21 protein-coding genes are annotated in these 24020 nt (G+C 63.0%); 19 read left to right on the top strand and 2 right to left on the bottom strand.

What is annotated here, in order from left to right:
* Positions 1-17: 17 nt before the first annotated feature.
* The 3 genes from EOA16_RS05225 to EOA16_RS05215 are packed head-to-tail and all read left to right on the top strand — an operon-like array spanning position 18 to position 3060.
* Positions 18-1313 (top strand): extracellular solute-binding protein, encoded by a 1296-nt coding sequence (locus EOA16_RS05225; RefSeq protein WP_245455856.1) that lies wholly within the window; start codon positions 18-20, stop codon positions 1311-1313.
* A gap of 56 nt (positions 1314-1369) precedes the next feature.
* Positions 1370-2236 (top strand): sugar ABC transporter permease, encoded by an 867-nt coding sequence (locus EOA16_RS05220; RefSeq protein WP_127256092.1) that lies wholly within the window; start codon positions 1370-1372, stop codon positions 2234-2236.
* A 2-nt stretch (positions 2237-2238) separates the two neighbouring features.
* On the top strand, positions 2239-3060 hold the full coding sequence (locus EOA16_RS05215) for a carbohydrate ABC transporter permease (protein WP_127256090.1): 822 nt from the start codon (positions 2239-2241) through the stop codon (positions 3058-3060).
* Here EOA16_RS05215 and EOA16_RS05210 read toward each other — a convergent pair.
* Positions 3057-4178 carry an NAD(P)/FAD-dependent oxidoreductase gene (locus EOA16_RS05210; RefSeq protein WP_127256088.1) on the bottom strand — a complete coding sequence of 374 codons (1122 nt, stop codon included), beginning with the start codon at positions 4176-4178 and terminating at the stop codon, positions 3057-3059. The two genes, EOA16_RS05215 and EOA16_RS05210, sit on opposite strands and share 4 nt — an antisense overlap.
* 519 nt (positions 4179-4697) lie before the next feature.
* Between EOA16_RS05210 and EOA16_RS05205 the strand changes: the two genes are divergently transcribed.
* The 10 genes from EOA16_RS05205 to EOA16_RS05160 all read left to right on the top strand — a co-directional run bounded on the left by EOA16_RS05205 (position 4698) and on the right by EOA16_RS05160 (position 15101).
* A complete protein-coding gene (locus EOA16_RS05205) occupies positions 4698-4970 on the top strand; it encodes a hypothetical protein (RefSeq protein WP_127256086.1) in 273 nt (90 codons plus the stop codon).
* Between the two features lie 436 nt (positions 4971-5406).
* Positions 5407-6396, top strand: a complete 990-nt coding sequence (locus tag EOA16_RS05200) for an ABC transporter substrate-binding protein (RefSeq protein WP_127256084.1) — start codon at positions 5407-5409, stop codon at positions 6394-6396.
* 96 nt (positions 6397-6492) lie between these two features.
* Entirely contained in the window at positions 6493-7359 is an 867-nt protein-coding gene (locus EOA16_RS05195) for an ABC transporter permease (RefSeq protein WP_127256082.1), read from the top strand.
* A 13-nt stretch (positions 7360-7372) separates the two neighbouring features.
* Positions 7373-8176 carry an ABC transporter ATP-binding protein gene (locus EOA16_RS05190; RefSeq protein ID WP_127256081.1) on the top strand — a complete coding sequence of 268 codons (804 nt, stop codon included), beginning with the start codon at positions 7373-7375 and terminating at the stop codon, positions 8174-8176.
* 95 nt (positions 8177-8271) lie between these two features.
* Positions 8272-9876 carry a GMC family oxidoreductase N-terminal domain-containing protein gene (locus EOA16_RS05185; RefSeq protein ID WP_127256079.1) on the top strand — a complete coding sequence of 535 codons (1605 nt, stop codon included), beginning with the start codon at positions 8272-8274 and terminating at the stop codon, positions 9874-9876.
* A 153-nt stretch (positions 9877-10029) separates the two neighbouring features.
* On the top strand, positions 10030-11304 hold the full coding sequence (locus tag EOA16_RS05180) for an NAD(P)/FAD-dependent oxidoreductase (RefSeq protein ID WP_127256077.1): 1275 nt from the start codon (positions 10030-10032) through the stop codon (positions 11302-11304).
* A 56-nt stretch (positions 11305-11360) separates the two neighbouring features.
* Entirely contained in the window at positions 11361-11801 is a 441-nt protein-coding gene (locus tag EOA16_RS05175; RefSeq protein WP_127256075.1) for a RidA family protein, read from the top strand.
* A 5-nt stretch (positions 11802-11806) separates the two neighbouring features.
* Positions 11807-12481: a DUF1028 domain-containing protein gene (locus EOA16_RS05170; protein WP_127256073.1), complete on the top strand. Its 675-nt coding sequence runs from the start codon at positions 11807-11809 to the stop codon at positions 12479-12481.
* Between the two features lie 21 nt (positions 12482-12502).
* Positions 12503-13993, top strand: coding sequence for an aldehyde dehydrogenase (locus EOA16_RS05165; RefSeq protein ID WP_127256072.1), 1491 nt, complete (start codon positions 12503-12505; stop codon positions 13991-13993).
* 151 nt (positions 13994-14144) lie between these two features.
* A complete protein-coding gene (locus EOA16_RS05160; protein WP_127256070.1) occupies positions 14145-15101 on the top strand; it encodes a LysR family transcriptional regulator in 957 nt (318 codons plus the stop codon).
* Positions 15102-15140: 39 nt separating this feature from the next.
* Here the strand turns inward: EOA16_RS05160 and argE are convergent, their stop codons facing one another.
* Positions 15141-16307, bottom strand: coding sequence for an acetylornithine deacetylase (gene argE, locus EOA16_RS05155; protein ID WP_127256068.1), 1167 nt, complete (start codon positions 16305-16307; stop codon positions 15141-15143).
* Between the two features lie 274 nt (positions 16308-16581).
* Between argE and EOA16_RS05150 the strand changes: the two genes are divergently transcribed.
* The 6 genes from EOA16_RS05150 (at position 16582) to EOA16_RS05125 (ending at position 24017) form a co-directional block, all read left to right on the top strand.
* Positions 16582-18651 (top strand): NAD(P)-binding protein, encoded by a 2070-nt coding sequence (locus EOA16_RS05150; protein ID WP_127256066.1) that lies wholly within the window; start codon positions 16582-16584, stop codon positions 18649-18651.
* A gap of 82 nt (positions 18652-18733) precedes the next feature.
* Complete coding sequence (locus EOA16_RS05145) at positions 18734-19336, top strand: ANTAR domain-containing response regulator (protein ID WP_013530455.1); 603 nt, start codon at positions 18734-18736, stop codon at positions 19334-19336.
* A gap of 2 nt (positions 19337-19338) precedes the next feature.
* The gene (locus EOA16_RS05140) at positions 19339-20577 is read left to right on the top strand and encodes a CmpA/NrtA family ABC transporter substrate-binding protein (protein WP_164754129.1); all 1239 of its coding nucleotides are present in this window, start codon (positions 19339-19341) and stop codon (positions 20575-20577) included.
* Between the two features lie 356 nt (positions 20578-20933).
* Positions 20934-22250: a CmpA/NrtA family ABC transporter substrate-binding protein gene (locus EOA16_RS05135; protein WP_127256062.1), complete on the top strand. Its 1317-nt coding sequence runs from the start codon at positions 20934-20936 to the stop codon at positions 22248-22250.
* A 67-nt stretch (positions 22251-22317) separates the two neighbouring features.
* Entirely contained in the window at positions 22318-23208 is an 891-nt protein-coding gene (ntrB, locus tag EOA16_RS05130) for a nitrate ABC transporter permease (RefSeq protein WP_127256060.1), read from the top strand.
* Between the two features lie 11 nt (positions 23209-23219).
* Positions 23220-24017, top strand: a complete 798-nt coding sequence (locus EOA16_RS05125) for an ABC transporter ATP-binding protein (protein WP_127256058.1) — start codon at positions 23220-23222, stop codon at positions 24015-24017.
* Positions 24018-24020: the final 3 nt, after the last annotated feature.

The following is a 24020-nucleotide window of genomic DNA, read 5'->3' as shown; positions in this document are numbered from 1 at the left end:
GGACGTCTTTTGCGCTTATGGCCACCCTCCTTGCGGGGACGGCTTTGCCGACCTTTGCCAACGCAACCGTGACCGTGCTCGGCTGGCCTGGCGGCTCCGAGGAAACCGCACTGCGGGCAACCGTGGAAACCTACAACAAGCAGGCAAGCGATGCCGACAAGGTGGAGCTGCTGTTCTTCAACCGCGAAGGCTTTTACGACAAGCTGCAGGCCGACATGGCGGCCGGATCCAGTGCATTCGACGTGAACCTCGTCGCCACCTATTCCCTCGGTCGCTACGCGCCCTATATGGAGCCGGTCGATCTTGGCGCGGACGCGGCCAAGGTTTTCGGCGAATCCGTTCTCAAGACGATGCAGTTCGACGGCAAGCAATACGGCGTGCCGACAGACCTTTCGTTGCACTTCATGTACTACCGCAGGGATCTCATCGACGCCTTGATGAAGGATGATGCCGCCAAGAAGACCTATGGTGAAATCGCCCAGAAATATCTCGGCAAGCCGCTGCAGCCGAAAGACCCGGACAGTTGGACCTGGGACGACTGGGCGGCCACCGCCCTCTATTTCACCAAGCAGGTGAACCCCGACAGCCCGGTGCGTTACGGCACGGTCCTGCAGATGAAGAACCTGCTGTTCAACATGATGGTCTTCCAGTCGCTGCCGCGCTCCTACGGCGGCGACTGGATGGACAAGGACGGCAATGTCACGGTGGATTCCGATGCCTACAAGACCGGCCTCGAGCTCTACAAGAAACTCTATGATGCCGGGTCTTCGCCCAAGGATTCGCTGAGCTACGAATATGCTGAAACCAACGCGGCCTTCGCATCCGGTCAGGCCGCGACGGCGCTGCAGTGGAATGCCGCGGCGGCGGATCTGACCAGCACCGAAAAATCCCCGGCCGTCGCCGAGGCGACCGGGATCGTCGCGCCGCCGGCAGGTCCCGATGGACGCGCTGATCATATCCACGGCCTTGGTTTGGGCCTCAACAAGAACGCCAAGAACAAGGAAGGCGCCGTCAAGTTCCTGAAGTGGCTCGCCACCGAGGATGCGGCCTTGCTCTATGCGCGCAGCGGCGGTTCGCCGGCATTGTCTCCCGATGTCGTCGCCAAGGTTGCGAAGGAACGTCCCGACCTCGTCAAGCTTGGCGAATTCGCCAGCAAGTACGGGTATGTCATGACCGGAGCGACGTCCGCGGGTGCGCTTCCGGTCTATGAGCTGCAGGCAAAGGAGTTTACCGGCTACTGGTCCGGCCAGCAGAGCCTCGAGGATGCGTTCGCCCACACCAAGGCGGGCATGCAGGACCTTCTGAAGAAATGAACCATTTGCCGGACGCCGGGCCGAGGCCCGGTGTCCGGCGCGTTTGGCGGATCGACATGGCCCTTGTGACACGTGCCGAAGGCAGGATGTATCTGACGCCGCTGGTCGGCTTCCTGCTGCTGTTCCTCGGCTTTCCGGCGATCGTCAATCTGATCTATTCCGTTTCGACCGTCACATTCGAGACGCTGCGCAGTCCGGTGTTGAGCGGTTTCGGCAACTATGTCGCGGTGTTGAATGACCGCGAATTCTGGAGCTCGGCCTGGTTCTCTCTGCGCTTCGGTATTCTTACCGCATCAGCGGAATGTCTGATCGGTCTGTTCCTAGCCATCTTCCTGGCGCCGCTTCTGAGCAAGCGCCCAGTCCTGATGGCGCCGTTGATGCTGCCGCTGATGGTCGCGCCGGCCATGGTCGGTCTCATGTACCGGCTGGTGCTGCATGAATTCGCGGGGCCCATCCCCCACTATCTGTTCGAATGGTTCGGCGACAGCCCGGCCTTCCTCGACATCAACAATGCGTTCCGCACCCTTGTCGTCGTGGAGACGCTGCAATGGACGCCTTTCGCCTTCCTGCTCTTCTACATGGCCTATTCGGCCATACCGCTCGACGTGCGCGAAGCCTCCTCGCTCGATGGCGCATCACCGTTTGAGATCGTCCGCTGGATCGACCTGCCGTTGATGAAGCCGACGCTGGTCATCGCGTTTTTCATCCGTTTCATCGACGGTTTCCGGGTGTTCGACAATGTCTATGCGCTGACCGGCAGCGGTGCCGGCGGCTCGACGACATCCCTGTCGATCTACGTCTACCAGGCCTTCTTCAAGGAAGGGGCTATCGGCAAGGCGGTCGCCGCCTCGGTTGTCCTGTTTGTGGCGTCGTTCATCGTTCTCCACGGCCTTAACCGGCTTGCCGGCCGCGGCAAGCTTTGACGATGGTCAGGGTACTGCGCTGGATCGTTTTTGCCATCGCCGTGCTGGCGATGAATTTCCCCATTGTCGTGACGCTGATCACATCGCTCAAAAGCCAGCGCGAGCTTTCGACGAACCCCGGTTTGTGGATCAGCCAGCCGACGCTCGACAACTATCTGGAGGTCCTGACGCAGACCAGCCGCTTCAACATCTATGCCTATCTGCTGAACAGCACCGTGGCGGCGCTGATCGGAACCGGCCTTGCGATCGTGCTCGCGTTCCCGGCTGCCTATGCGATCGCGCGCAGCGAGGCGGGAAAGCGCTTGGTTCTGCCGATCGTCATCAATCTTCGTGCCGTGCCGCTGATCATCTTCGCGATCCCGCTCTACATGATGTACCAGTGGCTGGGCCTGCTCGATACGCGGATCGGGCTCGGGCTCATCCTGACCATCGTCAACGTGCCGCTTGCACTCGTCATCCTGGTGAACGCGATTTCAGATGTGCCGGCCGAACTCGACGAGGCGGCGAAAGTCGATGGCGCAAGCTCCTTGCAGGTGATGATGATGATCGTCCGGCCCGTCATCCGACCGGCGCTCGTCACAACCTTCATCTTCGGCTTCATCACCGCCTGGAACGAATTCCTCTTCGGCCTCATGCTGACAACCAGCCGTGCCGTGCCGATGACGGTCGGCGCGTCCTTCTTTTTCGCCGCCAGCGGCGGTGGCGTAAAATGGGGAACCGCTTCCGCCGTCATGATGCTGGGCGCCTTGCCGCCGGCCTTGCTGGGGCTTGTGATGTATCGGCAGATATCAGGATCCATGACCGCTGGAGCGGTCAAAGGCTAAAGCAAGAAGAAGTTCGTCTTTCTGACAAGCTGGACAACCCTCTCCGACAGGGCGAGCGCACTTGTCAGGCCAGGTGACTCGATCCCGAAAAGACTAATCAGCCGTCCGGACGGATCTGCCAGAATGTCGAAATCGCCGAACTGCAACCCGTTCGTTTTAGGCCGCAACCCGCAATAGCTCGGCTCCAGTTCCCCGTCTCTCAGCCCCGGCCAATAGCGTCGGATGGCCGCGTAGAATGGTGTGGCCCGATTTGGGTCGACCGCGTAGCCGATCTCATCGACGGGCTCGACGTCCGGCCCGAAACGGACGGATCCGGCCATATCCAGCGTCAGGTGAACTCCGAGGCCGCCTGGTTCCGGAACCGGATAGACAAGGTGGTTGAAGGACGGGCGGCGTCCAAGCGCAAAATAATTGCCTTTGACGTAGGTGACATCTGGGATTTTGCCGCCATACCCTCCCGCAAGGCCCCGGGCCATGAGATGGGCTGACAATCCGGCCGCATTGATGACGAGATTTGCGGCAATCCGATAGCCTTCCATATCGCCGCCAAACTGGAGTTCGCAGCCCGTTTCGGCGACGCTGCCGCCGAGAACCGGCGCGCGAAACGCAAAGGTGGCACCGGCATTCTCGGCATCGCCCTGTAACCCCAGCATCAGCGCGCGGCTGTCGACGATCCCCGTGCTCGGGGACAAAAGCGCGCCGGCGACATCCAGTTCAGGCTCAAGCCGTTCGACATCCGTGCGGCCGAGCATCTCCAGGTCTGTAACACCATTGTCCGCAGCCTTGGTCCGGATCCCCTCCAGGATCGGCAATTCCGCGTCGCTGGCAGCGACAATCAGCTTGCCGATGCGTTTGTGCGGAATCCCGTGCGCTTCGCAATAGCGGTAAAGCGCGTTCTTTCCTTCGACGCATAGCTGCGCTTTCAGGCTGCCCTTCGGATAGTAGATTCCGGCATGGATGACCTCGCTGTTGCGGCTCGACGTGCCCAGCCCAGGGCTGTCCTCGGCCTCCACGACAAGAACTTCGCGTCCATCGAGCGCCAGCCGCCGCGCAATCGCCAGGCCGACGACGCCGGCGCCGATGACAATGCAATCGACTTTCTCGTCGGGGCTCCCCATCGTCAGTCGCCAGACCCTAGGAACAATGCAGGGCGTGCAAGCAGGCCTCACCAGAATTCCGGCCCGCCGAAGGCATTACAAGCATGATACGTCACTCCACCCGCCGAGCAAATAGAACGATGTGTCCAGGCCATCGAGCGACAGCACGAAGCCTCAGGCTGCCCAATATATCCGCACCAGGGCTGATGGGAAATTGCCGAGTCCTACCTCTTCACCTGACCAATATCGGAGTAGTGGAAGGCAAGGAAATCTACCGGCTCTATGCCCGTTACGGCAAGCCAAACGGCGAATTCGCGAACTGAAAGGTTTCTGCAAGGTTGCGCTGCTTCCAGGCGAGAGCCGCAAGGGTCGCCGTCGAGCTGACGGCGCAGGATCTCTGCGCCTTCGATCCGATGCACGGGGACCGGACGCTCGACAACGATACGATCGCGATCGGTGCGTCCTCTCGCGAACACGGCTGGCGGCGGATCTGCGAACCGTCTCAGCCGTCTCGGCGCATCGAAAGGGCAACCCGTCTTCGTGCTTCAGAATCCGGACGCACGGCAAAAGTTCATCGTCTTTCTGCAAGGCCAGTTCGGCATCTCCGCGCAGGAGGCGGACACGATGCTGGAGCACCGCGCCAACTCGTTCGTGGGCATCTTCACGCCCTTCGACCGAACGTTTCGCCAGCGGTTCTCGAAGGCCAACGTCGAAAGGCTGCTGCGCGAGATCAACGGCGAGACGGATGGCGGGACGATCAAGCCGCTTGAGTTCGAGGGCGCACGTGCTCGCTTGAGGCTGGCGCACCGCTGAAAGGAGGCGGTTCAGAGTTTGATTCATCGAGCCGCTCCAACTCCTTGTTTTCACGCAATTCCCGACGGAAGGCTGCCATACGCTTTTCCCGGAGTTGCCCAGCAGATATTGGGTCCACGATCGCTGGCGCGGTCTAAGGCTGGAGTCTGGAAATAGATCCGCGTTGCTCCCAGGCTGACCGAGGAAGAAATGGCGCAGCTTGCTGAAGGCGAAATCGCGAAGGCGCAGACGCAGACGCAGTGCGGTCTGGTTAGGTCCAGCCTAAGCCGAACTACTGAAAATCATAATTTGTGCAGCGCACCCAACGTGCTTTGCTCCGGCATCGGCTGAAAGAGAACAAGAAAAGAACGTCAGGCGACAGGCTTCGGCGATGCGTCCGGAGCGGGTTTCGTTCGGGCCGGGATAACGCCCGACTTCAGAAAAACAGGGGAACGTGATGACAACAATAATCTCGAAGTTTCGCCGGGCCGCGCTTGTGGCCGGCATTGCCCTGAGCGCCATATCGGTGAGCCTCCACGCCGAAGCTGGCAGCTTGAAACTGGGCATGACGACCTGGGTGGGATACGGGCCGCTCTTCCTTGCCCGTGACATGGGCTACTTCAAGGAAGGTGGGCTCGATGTCTCGCTCGAAATCATCGAGGAAGCATCGCTGTATATGGCGGCTGTTGCCGCGGGCGAGCTCGACGGCAGCGCCTCGACCGTCGACGAGATCATGAAGTATCGTTCGAAGGATGTCTGCTTCAAGTCTGTCTATGCGCTGGATGACAGCCATGGCGGCGATGGCGTGCTCGCGCCTAGCGGGGTCAAGAGCATCGCCGACCTCAAGGGCATGGACGTTGCGCTGAACGAGGGGTCAGTGTCGCAGTTCTGGTTCAATGTCCTGCTCAAGCAGGCCGGTCTGACCCAGGCCGATGTGAAGATCACCAATATGACGGCGGACGATGCCGCCGCCGCCTTCATGGCCGACCGCATTCCCGTTGCCGTCACCTGGGAACCGCATCTGACGCTGGCCAAGAAGGAAAACAAGGGCCAGGTGCTGATCGACTCCTCCAAGACGCCCGGCTTGATCGTTGATGTGGTGGCGCTCAACTGCGACTACATCACGAAGAACCCCGGAGATGTCGAGGCGCTGGTGAAGGGCCTCTACAAGGCCAACGAGTTCATCAAGGAGAATCCTGAGAAGGCGTATGAGGTGATGGCCAAAGGCGTCGGCGGCTGGCTGAAGGATCCGAAGGACTTCGCCTCCTCGGCCGCTGGCGTGAACTTCTACGGCAAGCAGCGTAACGCCGAATTCTTCGCCGGTGGCGAGACTGGCGAAGCCGGCAAGCTGATCAAGCTGGGTGGCGATATCTGGGGCGGCTTCGGCAAGCTCAAGATGGACATCAAGTACGACGACCTAGTCGATACGTCCTTCCTTGCAAAATAGCTTGGCCTTGGAAAGTAACTTGGCCTTGCAAAGTGATTTGGCTGAACCGGAGGCGGACCTCGCGCCTCCGGTCCAAGCGGCCCAAAAGGGTATCCCGTGACACTAGCACCGAACACGAGCTCTCTGGTCAGCAATGGCGTGACCGCGAGAGTGGAAGCAGGTCAGGCCGGTCGATCCGTCCTGAAAGTCATCGCCACACCGTTTCGGGCTGTGCCGCGCTCTCTTTCCATCACGCTGGGCTTCATGGTCTGGATCGCCGTCATCGGCGGCTGGTTCGCACTGACCTATTCCGGAGCGGTCAAGGAAATGTTCCTGCCTCGCCCCGAATCCGTGTTGTCCACCACCATCAGCATGGCGCTTGACGGGTCGTTGTGGGAGCATGTTTTCGCCAGCGTCCAGGTGGTGTTGATCGGCTTCGTCCTTTCGAGCATCGTTGCGGTGCCGCTTGGATTGACGATGGGCACCTACCGCATCGTCCAGGCCGTTCTCGAACCGTTGGTCAATTTCATACGCTATCTGCCGGTGACATCCTTCGTGCCGCTTTTCATCCTGTGGATCGGCATCGGCATCGAGCAGCGCGTTGCCGTCATCGTCTTCGGCGTCTTCTTCCAGCAGCTCGTCATGGTCGCCGACAGCGCCCGCAGCGTCCAGCGCGACCTCGTCAACGCAGCCTATACGCTCGGCACGAAACGAGGCGACACGGTCTTCCACATCGTCTTTCCGGCCACGCTTCCGAGCGTGCTGGATGTGCTGCGCGTCACCATGGGCTGGGCCTGGACCTATCTCGTCGTGGCCGAACTCGTCGCCGCCCGCAGCGGGCTTGGCTACATCTCGCTCAAAGCCATGCGCGGCTTTCAGGTCGACGTGATCTTCATGGCCATCGCCATGATCGGCATCCTTGGTCTTTGCACCGACCAATTGTTCCGGGGCATCCGCCGCCTCGTCGCTCCCTGGGCCAATTGAGGAACGCGCACACATGGACGCCCTGAATCTTACGACGAAACCAAAGAGTTCCGACATAGGCATCGACAATGTGGTCCTGCGCTACGGCAAGGGTGACAATGCGGTGCTGGCGCTGGATGGCATTTCCTTTCATGTCGTGCCCAACGAGTTCTGTGTGATCGTCGGCCCATCCGGCTGCGGCAAGTCGAGCCTGCTTTATCTCGTCGCCGGTCTTGAGGAGCGCACCGGGGGCATGATCGTTGTCGGCGGCAAGCCAGTCACCGAGCCGGGCCCGGATCGCGGCATGGTGTTTCAGGCCTATACGCTGTTTCCCTGGCTTACGGTGGCGCAGAACGTCGAATATGGCCCGAAGCGGAAGGGCATTGCGCCAGCCGAGCGCAGGGCCATTGTCGAGCATTTTCTCCGCGAGGTCGGTCTGGCAAAGTTCGCCAACCATTACCCGTCGCAGCTCTCAGGCGGCATGAAGCAGCGCGTTGCAATTGCGCGCGCGCTCGCCAATGATCCGGACGTGCTGCTGATGGATGAGCCTTTTGGAGCGCTCGACAGCCAAACCCGTCACAGCATGCAGGAGCTTCTGCTGAGGATCTGGGATCATTCCAAGAAGACGGTCCTGTTCGTTACCCATGACATCGACGAGGCGATCCTGCTGGCGGACAGGGTGCTCGTCATGTCCGGCCGGCCCGGTCAGATCAAGAAGGAAATCCGCGTAGGCCTCCCGCGCCCACGCAGCATGGATCTGGTCATGGAGCCGAACTTCATCGCCATGAAGCGGGAGATCCTCGAGCTCCTGAAGAACGACGAAGACGACGAGCACTAATGCATGTCGCCCAAAAGTGACCCCGGTTTTGGGAAGACGACATGCATGAAACAGACGTCGGCAGTCTTCGGTGTGGATCACGAAACGGGCAAGGCATGAGCATCGAGGCGACGGAATTTGACTATATCGTCATTGGTGCGGGTTCGGCCGGCTGTGTCTTGGCAAACAGGCTGAGCGCAGACCCGGCAGTTCGAGTCTGCCTGATCGAGGCGGGCGGTAGCGACGACCGCACCAGGGTGCGCGTGCCGGCCGGCATTCTCTCGCTCTACGGCAATCCGAACTTCGACTACGGCTACAAGGGTGTGCCGCAGCCGCTGCTCAACAACCGCCGCATACCGGTCAACCGGGGCAAGGTTCTTGGCGGGTCGAGTTCGATCAACTCGATGGTTTATATTCGTGGCGCCGCGCAGGACTACGATGAATGGGCAGCGCTTGGCTGCGCCGGGTGGTCCTATGCCGATGTCCTGCCGGTCTTCAAGAAATTGGAGCGGAACTGCCTGTTGCAGAGCCCCGCCTATCATGGATTCGACGGCGAATTGCTGGTCGACAATCCGCGCGATCCCAGCGTCATATCCAGGCTGTGGGTTGAGGCGGGCAGAGGCGTAGGCCTGCCCGAGAACCGCGACTTCAATGCCGCTGGCCAACTCGGCCTCGGCATCTACAACGTCACCCAGAACAGAGGCGAGCGCTTCTCGGCCTACAGCGCCTTTGTCCGGCCGGTTCTCGGCCGCTCGAATCTGCGGATATTGTCAGGCGTCGAGGTTCTCGATCTGGCGATTGAACGCGGGCGCGTCACCGGCGTCAACGTTATCAGGGACGGCGCAACCCAACGGTTAGGATGTCGAGCCGAAGTGGTCCTCAGCGCGGGTGCGATCGGATCGCCGCGCATTCTGCTTGCTTCCGGCGTCGGCCCGGCCGGGGAGCTGAAAGCAGCGGGGATTGAACCGGTCGCGAACCTGCCGGGCGTCGGCAAGAACTTGCGCGACCATGTCGATGGCATGATCACGGTGCGATCGAACAGCCGCAAGACGCTCGGCCTTTCGGTCGGCAATCTTCCGGCGATGCTGGCGGCGCCGTTCCAGTATTTCGCCCGGCGCAAAGGCATGCTGACGACCAACTATGTCGAAGCCGGCGGCTTTGCCAGGACGAAGTATGCCGGGAGCATACCCGACATTCAGTTCCACTTCGTGCCGGGCTATCGCAGCCATCGCGGCCGGCTCGTCGAATATGGCCACGGCTATGCCGTGCACACTTGTGTGTTGAGACCCGGGAGCGTCGGCGAAATCACGCTTCAACGCGACGGCACCCGCCGCAATATGCTCATAGACCATCGCTTCTTCAGTGACGAACAGGATGCCCTGACCCTCGCCGAGGGCATAAAGGTCGCGCGTTCGATCCTTGCTTCGCCGGCTTTTGACGGCATCCGCGGACCGGAAATCCTGCCTGGACCTGACGTGAACACCGACGACGAGATTCTCGCCTATCTGCGTGCCGAGGCTCTCACCGTCTATCATCCGGTTGGCACGGCCAGGATGGGCAACGACGCCATGGCGGTGGTTGATCCCGCCGGCCTCAAGGTGCGCGGCTTCGACAATCTGCGCGTCGCCGATGCCTCCGTCATGCCGACATTGATCGGTGGCAACACCAATGCGCCCTCCATGATGATTGGCGAAAAGGCGGCTATGGCAATACTGGCGTAACCGTCTGCGCGCGGCCAATTCAGCATTTAGGGACAAGCTAACCACTGCCACGTGAAATCGTAATTTTCGCTGTCCGGTCCCTCCAGTAAACCAATGACCAGACCTCCGCCGCATGCGCAGAACTCTCGGGGAGAGCCAGAAAGGGCCGCTGAAATGCCAGTCGAAACAGTAGACACGCTTGTTGTTGGCGGCGGCCAGGCGGGGTTGGCCATGAGCGAGCATCTGAGCAAGTGCGGCGTGCCTCATCTCGTCCTCGAGCGGAGCCGCATCGCCGAGCGCTGGCGTACCGAAAGATGGGACTCGCTGGTTGCCAATGGTCCCGCCTGGCATGACCGTTTTCCCGGCATGGAATTTCCCAATGCCGGCCCGGATGCCTTTATCGGCAAGGAGAAGGTCGCCGACTATTTCGTCGCTTACGCCGACATGATCGCTGCCCCCATCCGCTGCGGCGTGGAGGTCAGGAAAGTGCAAAGGCTTGTCGGCCGTCCCGGCTTCCAGGTCGAAACCTCGGATGGCTTGATCGAAGCCAGGAGCGTGGTTGCCGCCACCGGCGCTTTCCAGCATCCGGTCATCCCGGCCGTCGTTCCCGGTGATGTCGGACCGATGCAGATCCATTCCAGCGCCTACCGCAATCCCGGCCAGCTGCCCGAAGGGGCGGTGCTGGTGGTCGGCTCGGGATCTTCCGGCGTGCAGATCGCCGACGAGCTCCAGCGCGCGGGAAGGCGCGTATATCTCTCGGTCGGGCCGCACGATCGGCCGCCGCGGGCCTATCGCGAGCGTGACTTCTGCTGGTGGCTTGGGGTTTTGGGCAAGTGGGACGCCCAGGCGCCGGCGCCCGGCACCGAACATGTCACCATCGCGGTCAGCGGTGCGCGGGGCGGCCAGACGATCGACTTCCGGCGTCTTGCCGGGCAAGGGATGACGCTGGTTGGCCGGACGGAATCCTACAGGGACGGTGTGATGACCTTCGCGCCCGATCTGGCTAAAAATATCGCGCGCGGCGATGCGAATTACATGTCGGTTCTGGACGAGGCAGATGCCTATGTCGCCCGCAACGGCCTCGACCTTCCCCCGGAGCCCGAGGCCCGCAAGATCGGCCCGGACCCGCAATGCATGACCGATCCCATTCTCGAGCTGAACCTGGCGGAAGCCGGGATAGGTTCGATGATCTGGGCAACGGGATTCACCGTCGATTACAACTGGCTGAAGGTCGATGTGTTCGACGAAAAGGGCAAGCCCAGGCACCAGCGCGGTGTGTCGACCGAGCCTGGGATCTATTTCCTGGGCCTGCCTTGGCAATCGCGCAGGGGGTCGAGCTTCATCTGGGGCGTCTGGCACGACGCCCAGCATGTGGCCGACCATATTTCCACGCAGCGCAAATACCTGGCCTACCATGCGTTCGCAAAGCGCGAGACCAAGGTGGCATAGAAGACGGCACCTGAAACGGACATTCCGACCTCGAGCCTGATCCGACGGAGACCAAGATGGCGCATACAAGAATTCGCAAGTTCAATACCAAGGACACCTATCCCGAGCAGAAGCTCGACAATGATCTGTGCCAGGCGGTCGTTACGCGGGGCGGCAAGACCGTCTATCTGCGTGGCCAATGCCCGCAGGATCTCGACACGGCCAAGAACATCGACAGCCATGATCCGGTCGAGCAGACGCACAAGGTCATGCAGAACATCCGCCAGCTGATCGAGGAGTGCGGCGGCACCATGGAGCATTTGGTCAAGGTGGTGGTCTACATCACCGACGTGCGCCATCGCGAAGCGATCTACCGCACCATGGGCGAGTACATCAAAGGCGTGCATCCGGTTTCGACCGGCCTTGTCGTGCAGGCCCTGGCGCGGCCGGACTGGCTGGTCGAGATCGATGGCACCGCCGTCATCCCGGATGATCGCACTTCGATCATCCCGGATTAAAAGTCATGACATTCTCCATTGTCGCGCGGTGCAGCCGCACCGGCATGTTCGGGGTCGCGGTGTCCTCCTCGTCGCCCGCCGTGGCTGCGCGTTGCGCCTATGCGCAGGCAGGCGCCGGCGCCATTGCCAGCCAGAACGTCACCGATCCGACGCTGGGCCTGCGCGGCCTCGAATTGCTGGCGCGCGGCGCGTCGGCGGCGGAGGCGATTGCCATATTGAAGCGCACCGGCGCCTATCCTGAATACCGGCAGGTGCTGGCTGTCGATGCCGCCGGAACGACCGCGATCCATTCGGGACCCAGGGCGCTTGGCATCTGGGCGGAGGCGCGAGCAGACAATGTCGCCTGCGGCGGCAACATGCTGGCCCATGACGGCGTGCCGCAAGCCATGGTCGAGGCCTTCCTGGCGTCCGAGGGGCATCTCGGCGACCGCCTCGTCGCGACTATGCGCGCCGCGCTGAAAGCCGGCGGCGAGGCCGGCCCTGTCCATTCCGCCGGGATGAAGCTGGTGCGCGAGGTTGCATGGCCGGTGGCCGACCTGCGCTGCGACTGGACCGACGACTGCCCGATCGAGCAACTGGCAAGGTTGTGGGAACTCTACAAGCCACAGCTCGATGCGTATGTGACCCGCGCCATCAACCCATCCGACGCGCCGAGCTACGGCGTGCCGGGCGATGAATAGTCAAGACAGGGGTCACCTGCGATGAGCGAGCTAAGTCACAAGGACTGGATCGGCAAGGCGTCCGCGATCCGCTTTCGCGACAAGGCGTTCATCGACGGCAAGACGGTCGCGGCGCGTTCGGGCCGGACCTTCGCCAGCGTCAATCCGGCAACCGGCGAGGTGCTGGCAGAGGTGGCGTCCTGCGGCGAGGAAGACATCGATCTGGCGGTTGCCGCCGCCCGGCGCAGCTTCAACGCCGGCGTCTGGTCACGCACCAGACCGGCGCACCGCAAGGAGGTCTTGCTGCGGCTGGCGCAGCTGCTGCGCGAAAACCTGCATGAACTGGCCCTTCTCGAATCGCTCGACATGGGCAAACTCGTCAGGGATGCAGCCTCGGTCGACATTCCCGGTTCGGCGGCGATCTTCCAGTGGTATGGCGAGGCCATCGACAAGATCTATGGCGAGGTTGCGCCGACCGGCGAAGGCGATCTGGTGCTGGTGCGGCGCGAGCCGCTTGGCGTGGTCGGCGCGGTGGTGCCGTGGAATTTCCCGCTCGACATGGCGACCTGGAAGTGTGCACCGGCGCTGGCGGCGGGCAATTCGGTGGTGCTGAAACCGGCCGAGCAGTCGCCTCTGTCGGCCCTGCTTCTGGCAGAGCTAGCGATGGAGGCGGGCCTGCCTGCCGGCGTGCTCAATGTGGTGCCCGGCCTTGGCGAAACCGCCGGCCAGGCGCTTGGCCGCCATATGGATGTCGATTGCCTTGCCTTCACCGGTTCGACCGCGGTGGGCAAGATGTTCCTGCAGTATTCCGGGCAGTCGAACATGAAGCAGGTCTGGCTGGAAACCGGCGGCAAGAGCCCGAACCTCGTCTTTGCCGATTGCAGCGATCTCGACGCGGCGGCCGACATGGCGGCGTTCGGCATCTTCTTCAATCAGGGCGAAGTCTGTTCCGCCAACTCACGCCTGCTCGTCCAGCGCGGCGTCAAGGATGCCCTGGTGGAGAAACTGGTGCAGCGCGCGGCGGCCACACAACCCGGCGATCCGCTCGATCCGGCTTCGAAGATGGGCGCGATGGTCGATAGCCGCCACGCGGCCAATGTCATGCGCTTCGTCGAGGCCGGCAAGAAAACCGCGCGCCTGGTCGCGGGCGGCGACCTGGTCATGGTCAACGGGCGCGGCAGCTTTGTCCAACCCACCATCTTCGACGATGTCGCGCCTGCCGATCCGCTCGCCCGCGACGAGATCTTCGGGCCGGTGCTTTCGATCATCGCCTTCGACGACGAGGCCGACGCGATCCGCATTGCCAATGACAGCCCCTACGGGCTCGCCGCATCGCTGTGGACGGACAGCCTGTCGCGTGCGCATCGCATCGCCGGCCGGCTGCATGCCGGCACGGTTTCCGTCAACACGGTCGATGCGCTGAGCCCGATGACGCCGTTCGGCGGTTTCAAGCAATCCGGCTTCGGCCGCGACCTGTCGCTGCATGCGCTCGACAAATACACCGCGCTCAAAACGACATGGATCAAATACTGATGGGCGCCCAAAGCGCATCGCGATTGAACGGATTCAAGCAATGCGCTTCAGGCCTTTGCTCCATGCATGTCGTTTGCGCAAAACCGGGGCCACTTTTGCGCGACATGCATTAGGCTTGATCGAAGCCCTCAAACCGGCAACATAGCCAGCCATGCCGCTACGCTTCACGCTCAGACAGCTGGAATATTTCGTTGCCGTGGGCGAAGCCGGCTCCATCGCCAAGGCGGCCGAACAGGTCAATGTGTCGCCGCCATCGATTTCGGCCTCCATCGCGCAGCTGGAAACCGAGTTCGGCGTCCAGCTTTTTGTCCGCAAGCATTCGCATGGCCTGTCGCTCACCGCCGGTGGCCGCATCTTCCTCAAGGAAGCCGCCCGGCTGCTCAACGATGCCGATGCCTTGCATGACGTCGCCGGCGATTTTGCCGAGAAGGTGCGCGGCCCGCTGGCCGTGGGATGCCTGCTGACCTTTGCGCAGATCGTGCTGCCGGCGCTGCGGATGCGGTTCGAGCGCGCTTATCCCGATGTGCGCGTGCGCCAGTTCGAGCGCAATCAGGGGCAATTGCTCGAGATGCTGCAGCGCGGTGAAATCGACCTTGCCCTGACCTACGATCTCGAACTGTCGCAGGACATGACCTTCGAGCCGCTGATGCTGGTGCCGGCCTATGTCATGCTGCCGGCGGGGCATCGTTTCGCGGCCAAGGCGTCGATCACGACGGAGGAACTGGCCGACGAGCCGATGGTGCTGCTCGACCTGCCGTACAGCCGCGAATATTTCCTGTCGGCATTCCACCAGCGGGGTATCCGGCCCAACATTGCCGAGCGCACCGGCGACATCGCGGTCATGCGCTCAATGGTGGCCAACGGCTTCGGCTACGGCATCGCCAATATGCGGCCGCTCAACACGCTGGCGCCGGACGGCAAGCCGCTGGTCTTTGTGCCGCTGGATGGTGATCTGCGGCCGCTGACCATGGGCGTCGCGCTGCCCAATTCCGAACACCGGACGCAAACCGCCCAGGCGTTCATCGACCACTGCCGGCATTTTGTCGTCGAGCAAGGTGTGTTCGGCGCCGAGCGGGCCGTCGGCCAGGCAGCGCTTCCGCAGAAGTAGCGCCCGGTTCGGCTATTCAGCGGAACCGGAATCGTCCGGCTACGCCAGCTGAAGCTGTTGGTCGGCAAGCCGCTGCAGCAATTTCTCCAGCATGTCGTCGCAGCGGCGCATCTGCTCGACGCTGACGAATTCATCCGGCTTGTGCCCTTGCGCCATCGATCCTGGCCCGCAGACGACCGTCGGTGTGCCGAGATCACGGCTGAACAGGCCGCCTTCCGTGCCGAAGGCCACCTTGATGGTGTTGTTGGCGCCGGTCAACGATTTGATGAAGGCGACGGCCTGCGAACTGGCTGGCGTGGCCAGGCCGGGATAGGTGTTGGTGATGTCGATGTCGATCGCCGCCTCGGGCGCGATGATCGAGGCTTCAGCGGCAATGCGCGTGGCCTCCATGCCCAGGCGGTCGAGAATCTCGTGCGGATCGTCGGCGGCGACATTGCGGATTTCGAAGTCGACCTGGCAGAGGTTCGGCACGATGTTCAGTGCCACGCCGGCATTGATCTTGCCGACATGGACGGTCGTGTAGGCAATGTCGTAGTCGCCGTCGCGGGCGCCATCGCGCACCAGCCTGTCCTGCTCGCGGCGCAAGGCGGCGACGAAGTCGCAGCCGAGATGGATGGCGTTGAGCGCCAGCGGGGCCAGCGCCGAATGGCCTTCGCGTCCCTTGCACAGGGCGCGTGCGGCAAGCTTGCCCTTGTGGCCCGTCGCCACATGCATCTCGGTCGGCTCGCCGACGATGCACAGCAACGGCCGCTGCGGGGCCGCCTGCAGCATGTCGATGAGGCTGCGCACGCCGATGCAGCCGATCTCCTCGTCGTAGGAAAGCGCCAGGTGCAGCGGTGTCCGCAGCGTCATTTTCGAGGCCTTGAGGCAGGCCGAGAGCGCGCAGGCCACAAAACCCTTCATGTCGGCCGCGCCGCGTCCGTAAAGCTTGCCGTCGCGATTCGTCATCTCGAAGGGCGGCAGCGTCCAGGCCTGGCCGTCGACGGGAACGACGTCGGTGTGACCGGACAGCATGATGCCGGAAGCGTCGGCCGGTCCGATGGTGGCAAAGAGGTTGGCCTTGTGGCCGTCCTCGCTGTGGATGATGTGGCTGGCAATGCCATGCGCGTCCAGCATATCCGTGACATAGCCGATGAGATCGAGGTTCGAGTCGCGGCTCACCGTCGGGAATGCGATCAGCTTTTCAAGAATCCGGATGCTGTCCATGCGTCTCATGTCTCGTTGGCCGTGCGTGTATCTAGCATCGCGCGGCAGTGGCCTTGAAGTCGCATTTGGCTCAGCCGGGATTCAGCGGATGCTAATCCCGGTAAGTGCGATTAGGCGCGGCCTAACCGGCACAGAAGAAATCTGTTGTTTTCCGGCGCTTGCCGCAACTTATGAATGGTCTCACGGCATCAACCCACTGAGCTGGGCCGCTTGCGCTACGGCTCGAACCATGATCGGGCATGCCGCAGGCGACGCTGGCAGGAAGGCACGTTCCATGCGCGATCCACGCTACGACATTCTGTTCGAGCCCGTGAAGATCGGTCCGGTGACCGCCAAGAACCGCTTCTATCAGGTTCCGCATTGCAATGGCGGCGGCTACCGCGACCCCTCGGCCGCGGCCGAGATGCGCCGCATCAAGTCGGAAGGCGGCTGGGGCGTCATCTTCACCGAGCAGACCGAGATGCACCATACTTCGGAGATCACGCCCTTCATCGAACTCAGGCTCTGGGACGATGCCGATATCCCGGCCCTGGCGAAGATGGCCAAGGCCATGCACCAGCATGGCGCGCTGGCCGGCATCCAGCTGGCCTATTCAGGCATCAACGGACCGAACCTCTACACCAAGGAAGTGCCGCGCGGACCGTCGGCTCTGCCGATCCGGACCTTCACCAACGATCCGGTGCAGGCGCGCGCCATGGACAAGCAGGATATTCGTGACCTGCGCCGCTGGCACCGCAATGCCTTCAAACGCGCCAGGCTGGCGGGCTTCGACCTGGTCTGCCTCTACGGCGCGCATGGCTTCGGCATCATCCAGCACTTTCTGTCCACGGCCACCAACCAGCGCAGCGACGAATATGGCGGCTCGCTGGAAAATCGCTCGCGGCTGATGCGCGAGCTGATCGAGGAGGGCAGGGATGCCATCGGCGACACCTGCGGCCTGACGCTGCGGCTGTCGCTGGACGAGATGATCGGCGAGCTCGGCTTTGCCAATTCCGAAGTCCGCGACATGATCGAGATGCATGCGGACCTGCCCGACCTCTGGGATCTGGCGCATGGCGCCTGGGAGGATTGTTCGGGGCCGTCGCGGTTCAAGGAGGAGGGGGCGCAGGAGAGCCTGGTGTCCGGCATCAAGAAACTGACCTCGAAGCCGGTCGTCGGCGTCGGGCGGTTCACGTCGCCTGACGTGATGGTGAAGATGATCAAGTCCGGTACGCTCGATTTCATCGGCTGCGCGCGGCCGTCGATTGCCGATCCCTTCCTGCCGAAGAAGGTGGAGGAGGGGCGGATCGAGGACATCCGCGAATGCATCGGCTGCAACATCTGCATCACCGGCGACATGACCATGTCGATTTCGCGCTGCACGCAGAACCCGACCTTCATGGAGGAGTGGCGCAAGGGCTGGCATCCCGAACGCATGCAGCCCAAAGGCGACAGCGACAGTGTGCTCATCGTCGGCGCCGGTCCCGCTGGGCTGGAGGCCGCCCGGGCGCTTGGCCTGCGCGGCTATCAGGTGGCCATCGCCGAAGCCGGCACCGAGCTCGGCGGCCGCGTGGCGCGCGAATGCCGCTTGCCCGGTCTCTCCGCATGGGGACGCGTCCGCGACTATCGCCAGTATCAGCTCAGCCAGATGTCCAATGTCGACGTCTATTTCGAAAGCCGATTGTCGGCCGACGACATACTGGCCTTCGGCTTTCAAAACATTGCCATCGCCACCGGCTCGACATGGCGCCGCGACGGCGTGGCGCGCGCGCATGTCGTGCCCATGCCGGTGGACCCGGCCATGCCGGTCTACACGCCGGACGATCTGATGGGCGGCAATGTGCCGACCGGCAGTGTCGTGCTGTTCGACGACGACCACTATTACATGGGCGGTGTTCTGGCCGAGCTGATGGCGCGGCAGGGCGCGAAGGTGACGCTGGTGACGCCGTCGGCCTATGTGTCCGACTGGACCCGCAACACACTGGAGCAGGGCGCCATCCATCGCCGGCTGGCCGAGCTCGGCGTCGAGATCGTGCTGAACCGGACCGTGACGCGCATCGTGGCTGATGGGGTTGTCACTGCCTGCGCCTATACGGGCGCCCGAAGCGACATCGCCGCTGACGCGGTCGTGCTGGTGACGTCGCGCCAGCAGGACGACGGCGCCTGGCACGAGCTGAAGGCGCGGCGGGACGAATGGGCCGACAGTGGAATCCGCTCGATCAAGGTCATCGGCGACGCCGAAGCTCCGGGTCCGATCGCCTGGGCAACCTATGCCGGCCACCGCTTCGCGCGCGAGTTGGACGAAGCCGATATCGGCGACGCACTGCCCTTCCGCCGCGAGGTGACGGCGCTGGCGGCGGATTAGGCTCCTGCAGCGCGGTCGGCGAATATCGGGTTGTTCAACCATACCGCATTGCACAATTCCTTCGCTTGGTCACAATGCAGGCATGGTTCGAACCGCACTCGCCGTCCTGGTGATCGATGAAAACCGCATCCGCGCCGCGATCATCGAGGCGGGGCTGCGCGAGGCCGGCCATGAGCGGGTCACCGTCATCCATGACGTGACGGGCATTGCGCGGCGGATCGCCGAGATCGAGCCGGACGTCATCGTCATCGATCTCGAAAACCCGAACCGCGACATGCTGGAAAACATGTTCCAATTGTCGCGCGCCGTAAAACGGCCGATCGCCATGTTCGTCGACCGCTCCGACCAGGCCTCGATCGAGGCGGCGGTCGATGCCGGCGTTTCAGCCTATGTCGTCGACGGTCTGCGGCAGGAGCGCGTCAAGCCGATCCTCGACATGGCGGTCAGCCGCTTCAACGCCTTTTCGCGCATGGCGCGCGAACTGGAAGAGGTTCGCGGCGAGCTCGAAAGCCGCAAGGTGATCGACCGCGCCAAGGGCATCCTGATGAAATCGCGCGGCCTCTCCGAAGAGGCAGCCTACACGCTGCTGCGCAAGACGGCGATGAACCAGAACCGCAAGATCGGCGACATCGCCCAGAGCCTGGTGACTGCCGCCGGGCTGCTCGGACCGGCGGAGGACGAATGAGCATGATTGCCGCGCACCAGGTCACCGCCGGCTTCATGCCGCTATTCGACAGCGCAGTGCTGGTCGCGGCCGGCGAGCTCGGCTTCGCGGCACGGGAAGGCATCGACCTCACCCTGCACCGCGAGACGTCCTGGGCCAACATCCGCGACCGCATCGCCATCGGTCACTTCCATCTCGCGCATATGTTGGGACCGATGCCGCTCGCCTGCAATCTCGGGCTGACGCCGCTCGCTTCGGAAACCATCGTGCCGTTCTCGCTCGGGCTTGGAGGCAATTGCGTCACCGTCTCCAACGCCGTTTGGGCTGGGATGGTGGCGCATGGCGCAGAGGCCGACCTCGATCCGGCGCGCGCCGGCGCCTCCCTTGGCGCGCTCATCCGCGAGCGCGCTGCGGCCGGTGGCGATCCGCTGCGTTTTGCCGTGGTGCATCCCCATTCCGGGCACAATTACGAATTGCGCTATTGGCTCGCCGCCTGCGGCATCGATCCGACGCGCGAAATCGAGATCGTCATCGTGCCGCCGCCCTTCATGGCGGATGCGCTGGCCACGGGCCGCATCGACGGCTACTGCGTCGGCGAACCCTGGAACAGTGCTGCGGTGGCCGCCGGTACCGGGCATATCGTCACCGTCAAGGCGCGGATATGGCGTAACAGCCCGGAGAAGGTGATCGGCGTGCGCAAGGTCTGGGCAGACGAAAACCCCGAGGCCTTGGCGGCGCTGCTGCGCGCGCTGCATCACTCGGCGCGCTGGTGCCAGGATCCGGCAAACCATGGCGAATTGGCAGCTGTAATGGCGCAGGCCGGCTTCCTCGGCCTGCCGCCGGCCGTGCAGATGCCGATCCTGACCGGCCATCTCCGACTGGGCGGCGGCGGGGAGCGGACCATCGACGACTTCTTCCTCCCCTTCGACAAGGCGGCGAACTTTCCGTGGAAGAGCCATGCGCTGTGGTTCTACACCCAGATGGTGCGCTGGGGGCACGTGGCGCACACGCCTGAAAACCTTGCCATCGCCCGCGACTGCTACCGGCCAGACCTCTATCGTTCGGCGCTGAAGCCGCTTGGCGTGGCGCTTCCTGGCGCCAATTCGAAAGTCGAGGGCGCGCTCAAGGTTGCAACCGCGGTCGGCGCGACAGGCGCTGGCCTCGTGCTTGGCCCGGACGGGTTCTTCGACGGCCAAATCTTCGATCCGGACGAGATCGACGCGTACATTACCGGCCTGAAATCGGCTCGCGCAAAAGCCTGATCATTTCCGCGCCATTCTTGTGCATTGCACAAAAATTGTGCGGCCGATTGCTCTAATGAACAATCTTTTGCCTGCCAGCCATAGGCCCCGACGTGTCGGTGACCGGCATGCATTGCTGATTTCATTGATCTTTTTCATTCCTATCGAAACTGGCACGGTTCCTGCTTTGAAATAGACAGGCCCTTCGCGGGTCACGGAACAGGCGTCCAATGGCGGGCGCCACAGGCAAAGCTGCCGCTCAGGTCAATGCGCGCTCCCGGTCACCCGGACGCGAAGACCTGGCTGGCGGCTTTTTTGTTTTGATCAACACGCAATCGACGACGCGGATCCCAGGCCGCGCCCAACCGGAGACGACGATGACGAAACGGATCAGGACTGGAACGACCCTCAAGGACATGACGCGCCGCGATTTTCTGGTCAGCAGCGCGATGACGGGGGCACTGTTCGTGGCGGCCCGCAAGCTCTTCCCTTCCGGCGCCTATGCTGCGACCGCCACTCCGGAGGTCAGCGGCGCCAAGCTCGGCTTCATTGCGCTCACCGATGCGGCACCGCTGATGATCGCCAAGGAGAAGGGGCTGTTCGCCAAGTTCGGCGTGCCCGATGTCGAAGTGCTCAAGCAGGCCTCCTGGGGTGCGACACGCGACAATCTGATGCTCGGCGGCGCGGCCAACGGCATCGACGGCGCCCATATCCTGACGCCGCTGCCTTACCTCATGCACACCGGCAAGGTGACGCAGAACAACCAGCCGATGCCGATGGCGATCGTGGCGCGGCTCAACTACGACTGCCAAGGCATTTCGGTCGCCCAGGAATATGCCGGCACCGGTGCCGGCCTCGATGCCTCGAAGCTGAAAGACGCCTTCGCCGCCAAGAAGGCGGCCGGCAAGGAAATCAAGGCCGCCATGACCTTCCCGGGCGGCACCCATGATCTGTGGCTGCGCTACTGGCTGGCCGCCGGCGGCATCGATCCCGACAAGGACGTTTCCACCATCGTCGTGCCGCCGCCGCAGATGGTTGCCAACATGAAGGTCGGCAACATGGACGTGTTCTGCGTCGGTGAGCCGTGGAACGAGCAGCTCGTCCACCAGGGCGTCGGCTTCACCGCCGCCACGACGGGCGAATTGTGGAAGGGGCATCCGGAAAAGGCGCTCGGCTTGCGCGCCGAATTCATTGACAAGTACCCGAACGCCACCAAGGCGATCCTGATGGCCGTCATGGAAGCCCAGCAATGGTGCGAGGCTGCTGAGAACAAGGACGAGATGGCCGCCATCATCGGCAAGCGGCAATGGATGAACGTGCCCGTCGCCGACATTATCGGCCGCCTCAAGGGCGACATCAACTACGGCAATGGCCGCGTCGCCAACGGCACCGATCTCTACATGAAGTTCTGGAAGGGCGGCGTCTCATATCCGTTCAAGAGCCACGATACGTGGTTCCTCGCCGAGAACATCCGCTGGGGCAAGTTCGCGCCGACCACCGACATCAAGGCGCTGGTAGATCAGGTCAACCGCGAGGATCTGTGGCGCGAGGCGGCCAAGGATCTCGGCGTCGCGGCAGCCGACGTTCCGGCGTCGTCGTCGCGCGGCGTCGAGACCTTCTTCGACGGCAAGATCTTCGATCCGGCCAACCCGTCCGCCTATCTCGACAGCCTGAAGATCAAGGCCTCGGCGTAGCCTAACAGCAAGCGGCGCCCTGCGCCGCTTGCGATCACTACCTGCCCCCAAGGAGTTTTCCCCAGACATGTCGATCCAGACTATCGAGGACACCAAGGTGAAGGCCTTTCCTGCGAAGCCGGCAGCGGTCATCGCCTTCACCGCCAGGGCGCGGCGTCGCTTCGATCCGCTCGCCATCGCCGGCAAACTGGCGAGCGCGCTGGTACCGCCCATCGTCGTCATCGCGCTGATGCTGGTCGTTTGGCAGATCGCCTGTTCGTCGCCGACATCAAGCCTGCCGCCGCCGACCCAGGTGTGGAACGAGGCCTACGATTTGATCGCGCATCCGTTCTTCGACAATGGTCCGCAGGATATCGGGCTGGCATGGCGCGTGCTGATCTCGCTGCAGCGTGTCGCCATCGGTTTCGGCCTGGCGGCGATCGTCGGCGTCGCGCTCGGCGCGCTGGTCGGCCAGTCGATCTGGGCGATGCGCGGCCTCGACCCGGTGTTCCAGATCCTGCGCACGGTGCCGCCGCTGGCCTGGCTGCCGCTGTCGCTCGCCGCGTTCCGCGATTCCAGCCCGTCGGCGATCTTCGTCATCTTCATCACGTCGATCTGGCCAATCATCATCAACACCGCCGTCGGCGTGCGCAACATCCCCGAGGATTACCGCAACGTCTCGCGCATCCTGCGGCTCAACCAGTTCGAATTCTTCGTCAAGATCATGGTGCCGGCCGCCGCGCCCTACATCTTCACGGGCTTGAGGATCGGCATCGGCCTGTCCTGGCTCGCCATCGTCGCCGCCGAAATGCTGACCGGCGGCGTCGGCATCGGCTTCTTCATATGGGATGCGTGGAACTCGTCGCGGCTGCCCGACATCATCGTCGCGCTCGCCTATATCGGCGTCACCGGCTTCTGCCTCGACCGGCTGGTCGCGGCAGTCGGCGCCTTCGTCACCCGCGGCACAACGGCAAAGTGAGGAGAGCGGCGATGACGGCCTATCTGAAGCTCGACCATATCGACAAATCCTTTGCCCGTGGCAATCAGGTCAGCGAGGTGCTGAAAGACATCAGGCTGACCATCGACAAGGGCGAATTCGTCTCCATCATCGGCCATTCCGGTTGCGGCAAGTCGACCTTGCTCAACCTGGTCGCCGGGCTGACCAAGGTGTCCGCGGGCGCCGTGCTGCTCGAGGACAAGGAGGTCGACAGCCCCGGTCCCGAACGCGCCGTGGTGTTCCAGAACCATTCGCTGCTGCCGTGGCTGACCGTCTACGAAAACATCAACCTCGCGGTATCGAAGGTTTTCGGCCGTTCGAAGAGCAAGGCCGAGCGGCACGACTGGATCATGCGCAATCTCGATCTCGTGCAGATGGCGCATGCCAAGGACAAGCGCCCGGCGGAAATCTCCGGAGGCATGAAGCAGCGCGTCGGCATTGCCCGGGCGCTGGCCATGGAGCCCAAGATCCTGCTGCTCGACGAGCCGTTCGGTGCGCTCGACGCTCTGACGCGCGCCCATCTGCAGGACGCGGTGATGGACATCCATTCCAGGCTCGGCTCGACGACGATCATGATCACCCATGATGTCGACGAGGCGGTGCTGCTGTCCGACCGCATCGTCATGATGACCAACGGCCCGGCCGCGACCATCGGCGAGGTGCTTGCCGTGCCGCTGGCGCGGCCGCGCCGGCGCGTCGAACTCTCTTCCGACCGGACCTTCCTGCGCTGCCGCGAGGCGGTGCTGAAGTTCCTCTACGAACGCCACCGCTTCGTCGAAGCCGCGGAGTAGCAC

Origin of the sequence: Mesorhizobium sp. M7A.F.Ca.US.008.03.1.1 (assembly GCF_003997495.1) — a bacterium.
GTDB lineage: Bacteria > Pseudomonadota > Alphaproteobacteria > Rhizobiales > Rhizobiaceae > Mesorhizobium.
The sequence above is the reverse complement of the archived record's forward strand: the minus strand, read 5'-3'. Positions and strand labels throughout refer to the sequence as shown.

Coding starts and splice junctions, on each gene's coding strand:
- EOA16_RS05225 (WP_245455856.1), top strand. CDS start 18: ATGGCCACCCTCCTTGCGGGGACGGCTTTGCCGACCTTTGCCAACGCA.
- EOA16_RS05220 (WP_127256092.1), top strand. CDS start 1,370: ATGGCCCTTGTGACACGTGCCGAAGGCAGGATGTATCTGACGCCGCTG.
- EOA16_RS05215 (WP_127256090.1), top strand. CDS start 2,239: ATGGTCAGGGTACTGCGCTGGATCGTTTTTGCCATCGCCGTGCTGGCG.
- EOA16_RS05210 (WP_127256088.1), bottom strand. CDS start 4,178: ATGGGGAGCCCCGACGAGAAAGTCGATTGCATTGTCATCGGCGCCGGC.
- EOA16_RS05200 (WP_127256084.1), top strand. CDS start 5,407: ATGACAACAATAATCTCGAAGTTTCGCCGGGCCGCGCTTGTGGCCGGC.
- EOA16_RS05190 (WP_127256081.1), top strand. CDS start 7,373: ATGGACGCCCTGAATCTTACGACGAAACCAAAGAGTTCCGACATAGGC.
- EOA16_RS05185 (WP_127256079.1), top strand. CDS start 8,272: ATGAGCATCGAGGCGACGGAATTTGACTATATCGTCATTGGTGCGGGT.
- EOA16_RS05180 (WP_127256077.1), top strand. CDS start 10,030: ATGCCAGTCGAAACAGTAGACACGCTTGTTGTTGGCGGCGGCCAGGCG.
- EOA16_RS05175 (WP_127256075.1), top strand. CDS start 11,361: ATGGCGCATACAAGAATTCGCAAGTTCAATACCAAGGACACCTATCCC.
- EOA16_RS05170 (WP_127256073.1), top strand. CDS start 11,807: ATGACATTCTCCATTGTCGCGCGGTGCAGCCGCACCGGCATGTTCGGG.
- EOA16_RS05165 (WP_127256072.1), top strand. CDS start 12,503: ATGAGCGAGCTAAGTCACAAGGACTGGATCGGCAAGGCGTCCGCGATC.
- EOA16_RS05160 (WP_127256070.1), top strand. CDS start 14,145: ATGCCGCTACGCTTCACGCTCAGACAGCTGGAATATTTCGTTGCCGTG.
- argE (WP_127256068.1), bottom strand. CDS start 16,307: ATGGACAGCATCCGGATTCTTGAAAAGCTGATCGCATTCCCGACGGTG.
- EOA16_RS05150 (WP_127256066.1), top strand. CDS start 16,582: ATGCGCGATCCACGCTACGACATTCTGTTCGAGCCCGTGAAGATCGGT.
- EOA16_RS05145 (WP_013530455.1), top strand. CDS start 18,734: ATGGTTCGAACCGCACTCGCCGTCCTGGTGATCGATGAAAACCGCATC.
- EOA16_RS05140 (WP_164754129.1), top strand. CDS start 19,339: ATGATTGCCGCGCACCAGGTCACCGCCGGCTTCATGCCGCTATTCGAC.
- EOA16_RS05135 (WP_127256062.1), top strand. CDS start 20,934: ATGACGAAACGGATCAGGACTGGAACGACCCTCAAGGACATGACGCGC.
- ntrB (WP_127256060.1), top strand. CDS start 22,318: ATGTCGATCCAGACTATCGAGGACACCAAGGTGAAGGCCTTTCCTGCG.
- EOA16_RS05125 (WP_127256058.1), top strand. CDS start 23,220: ATGACGGCCTATCTGAAGCTCGACCATATCGACAAATCCTTTGCCCGT.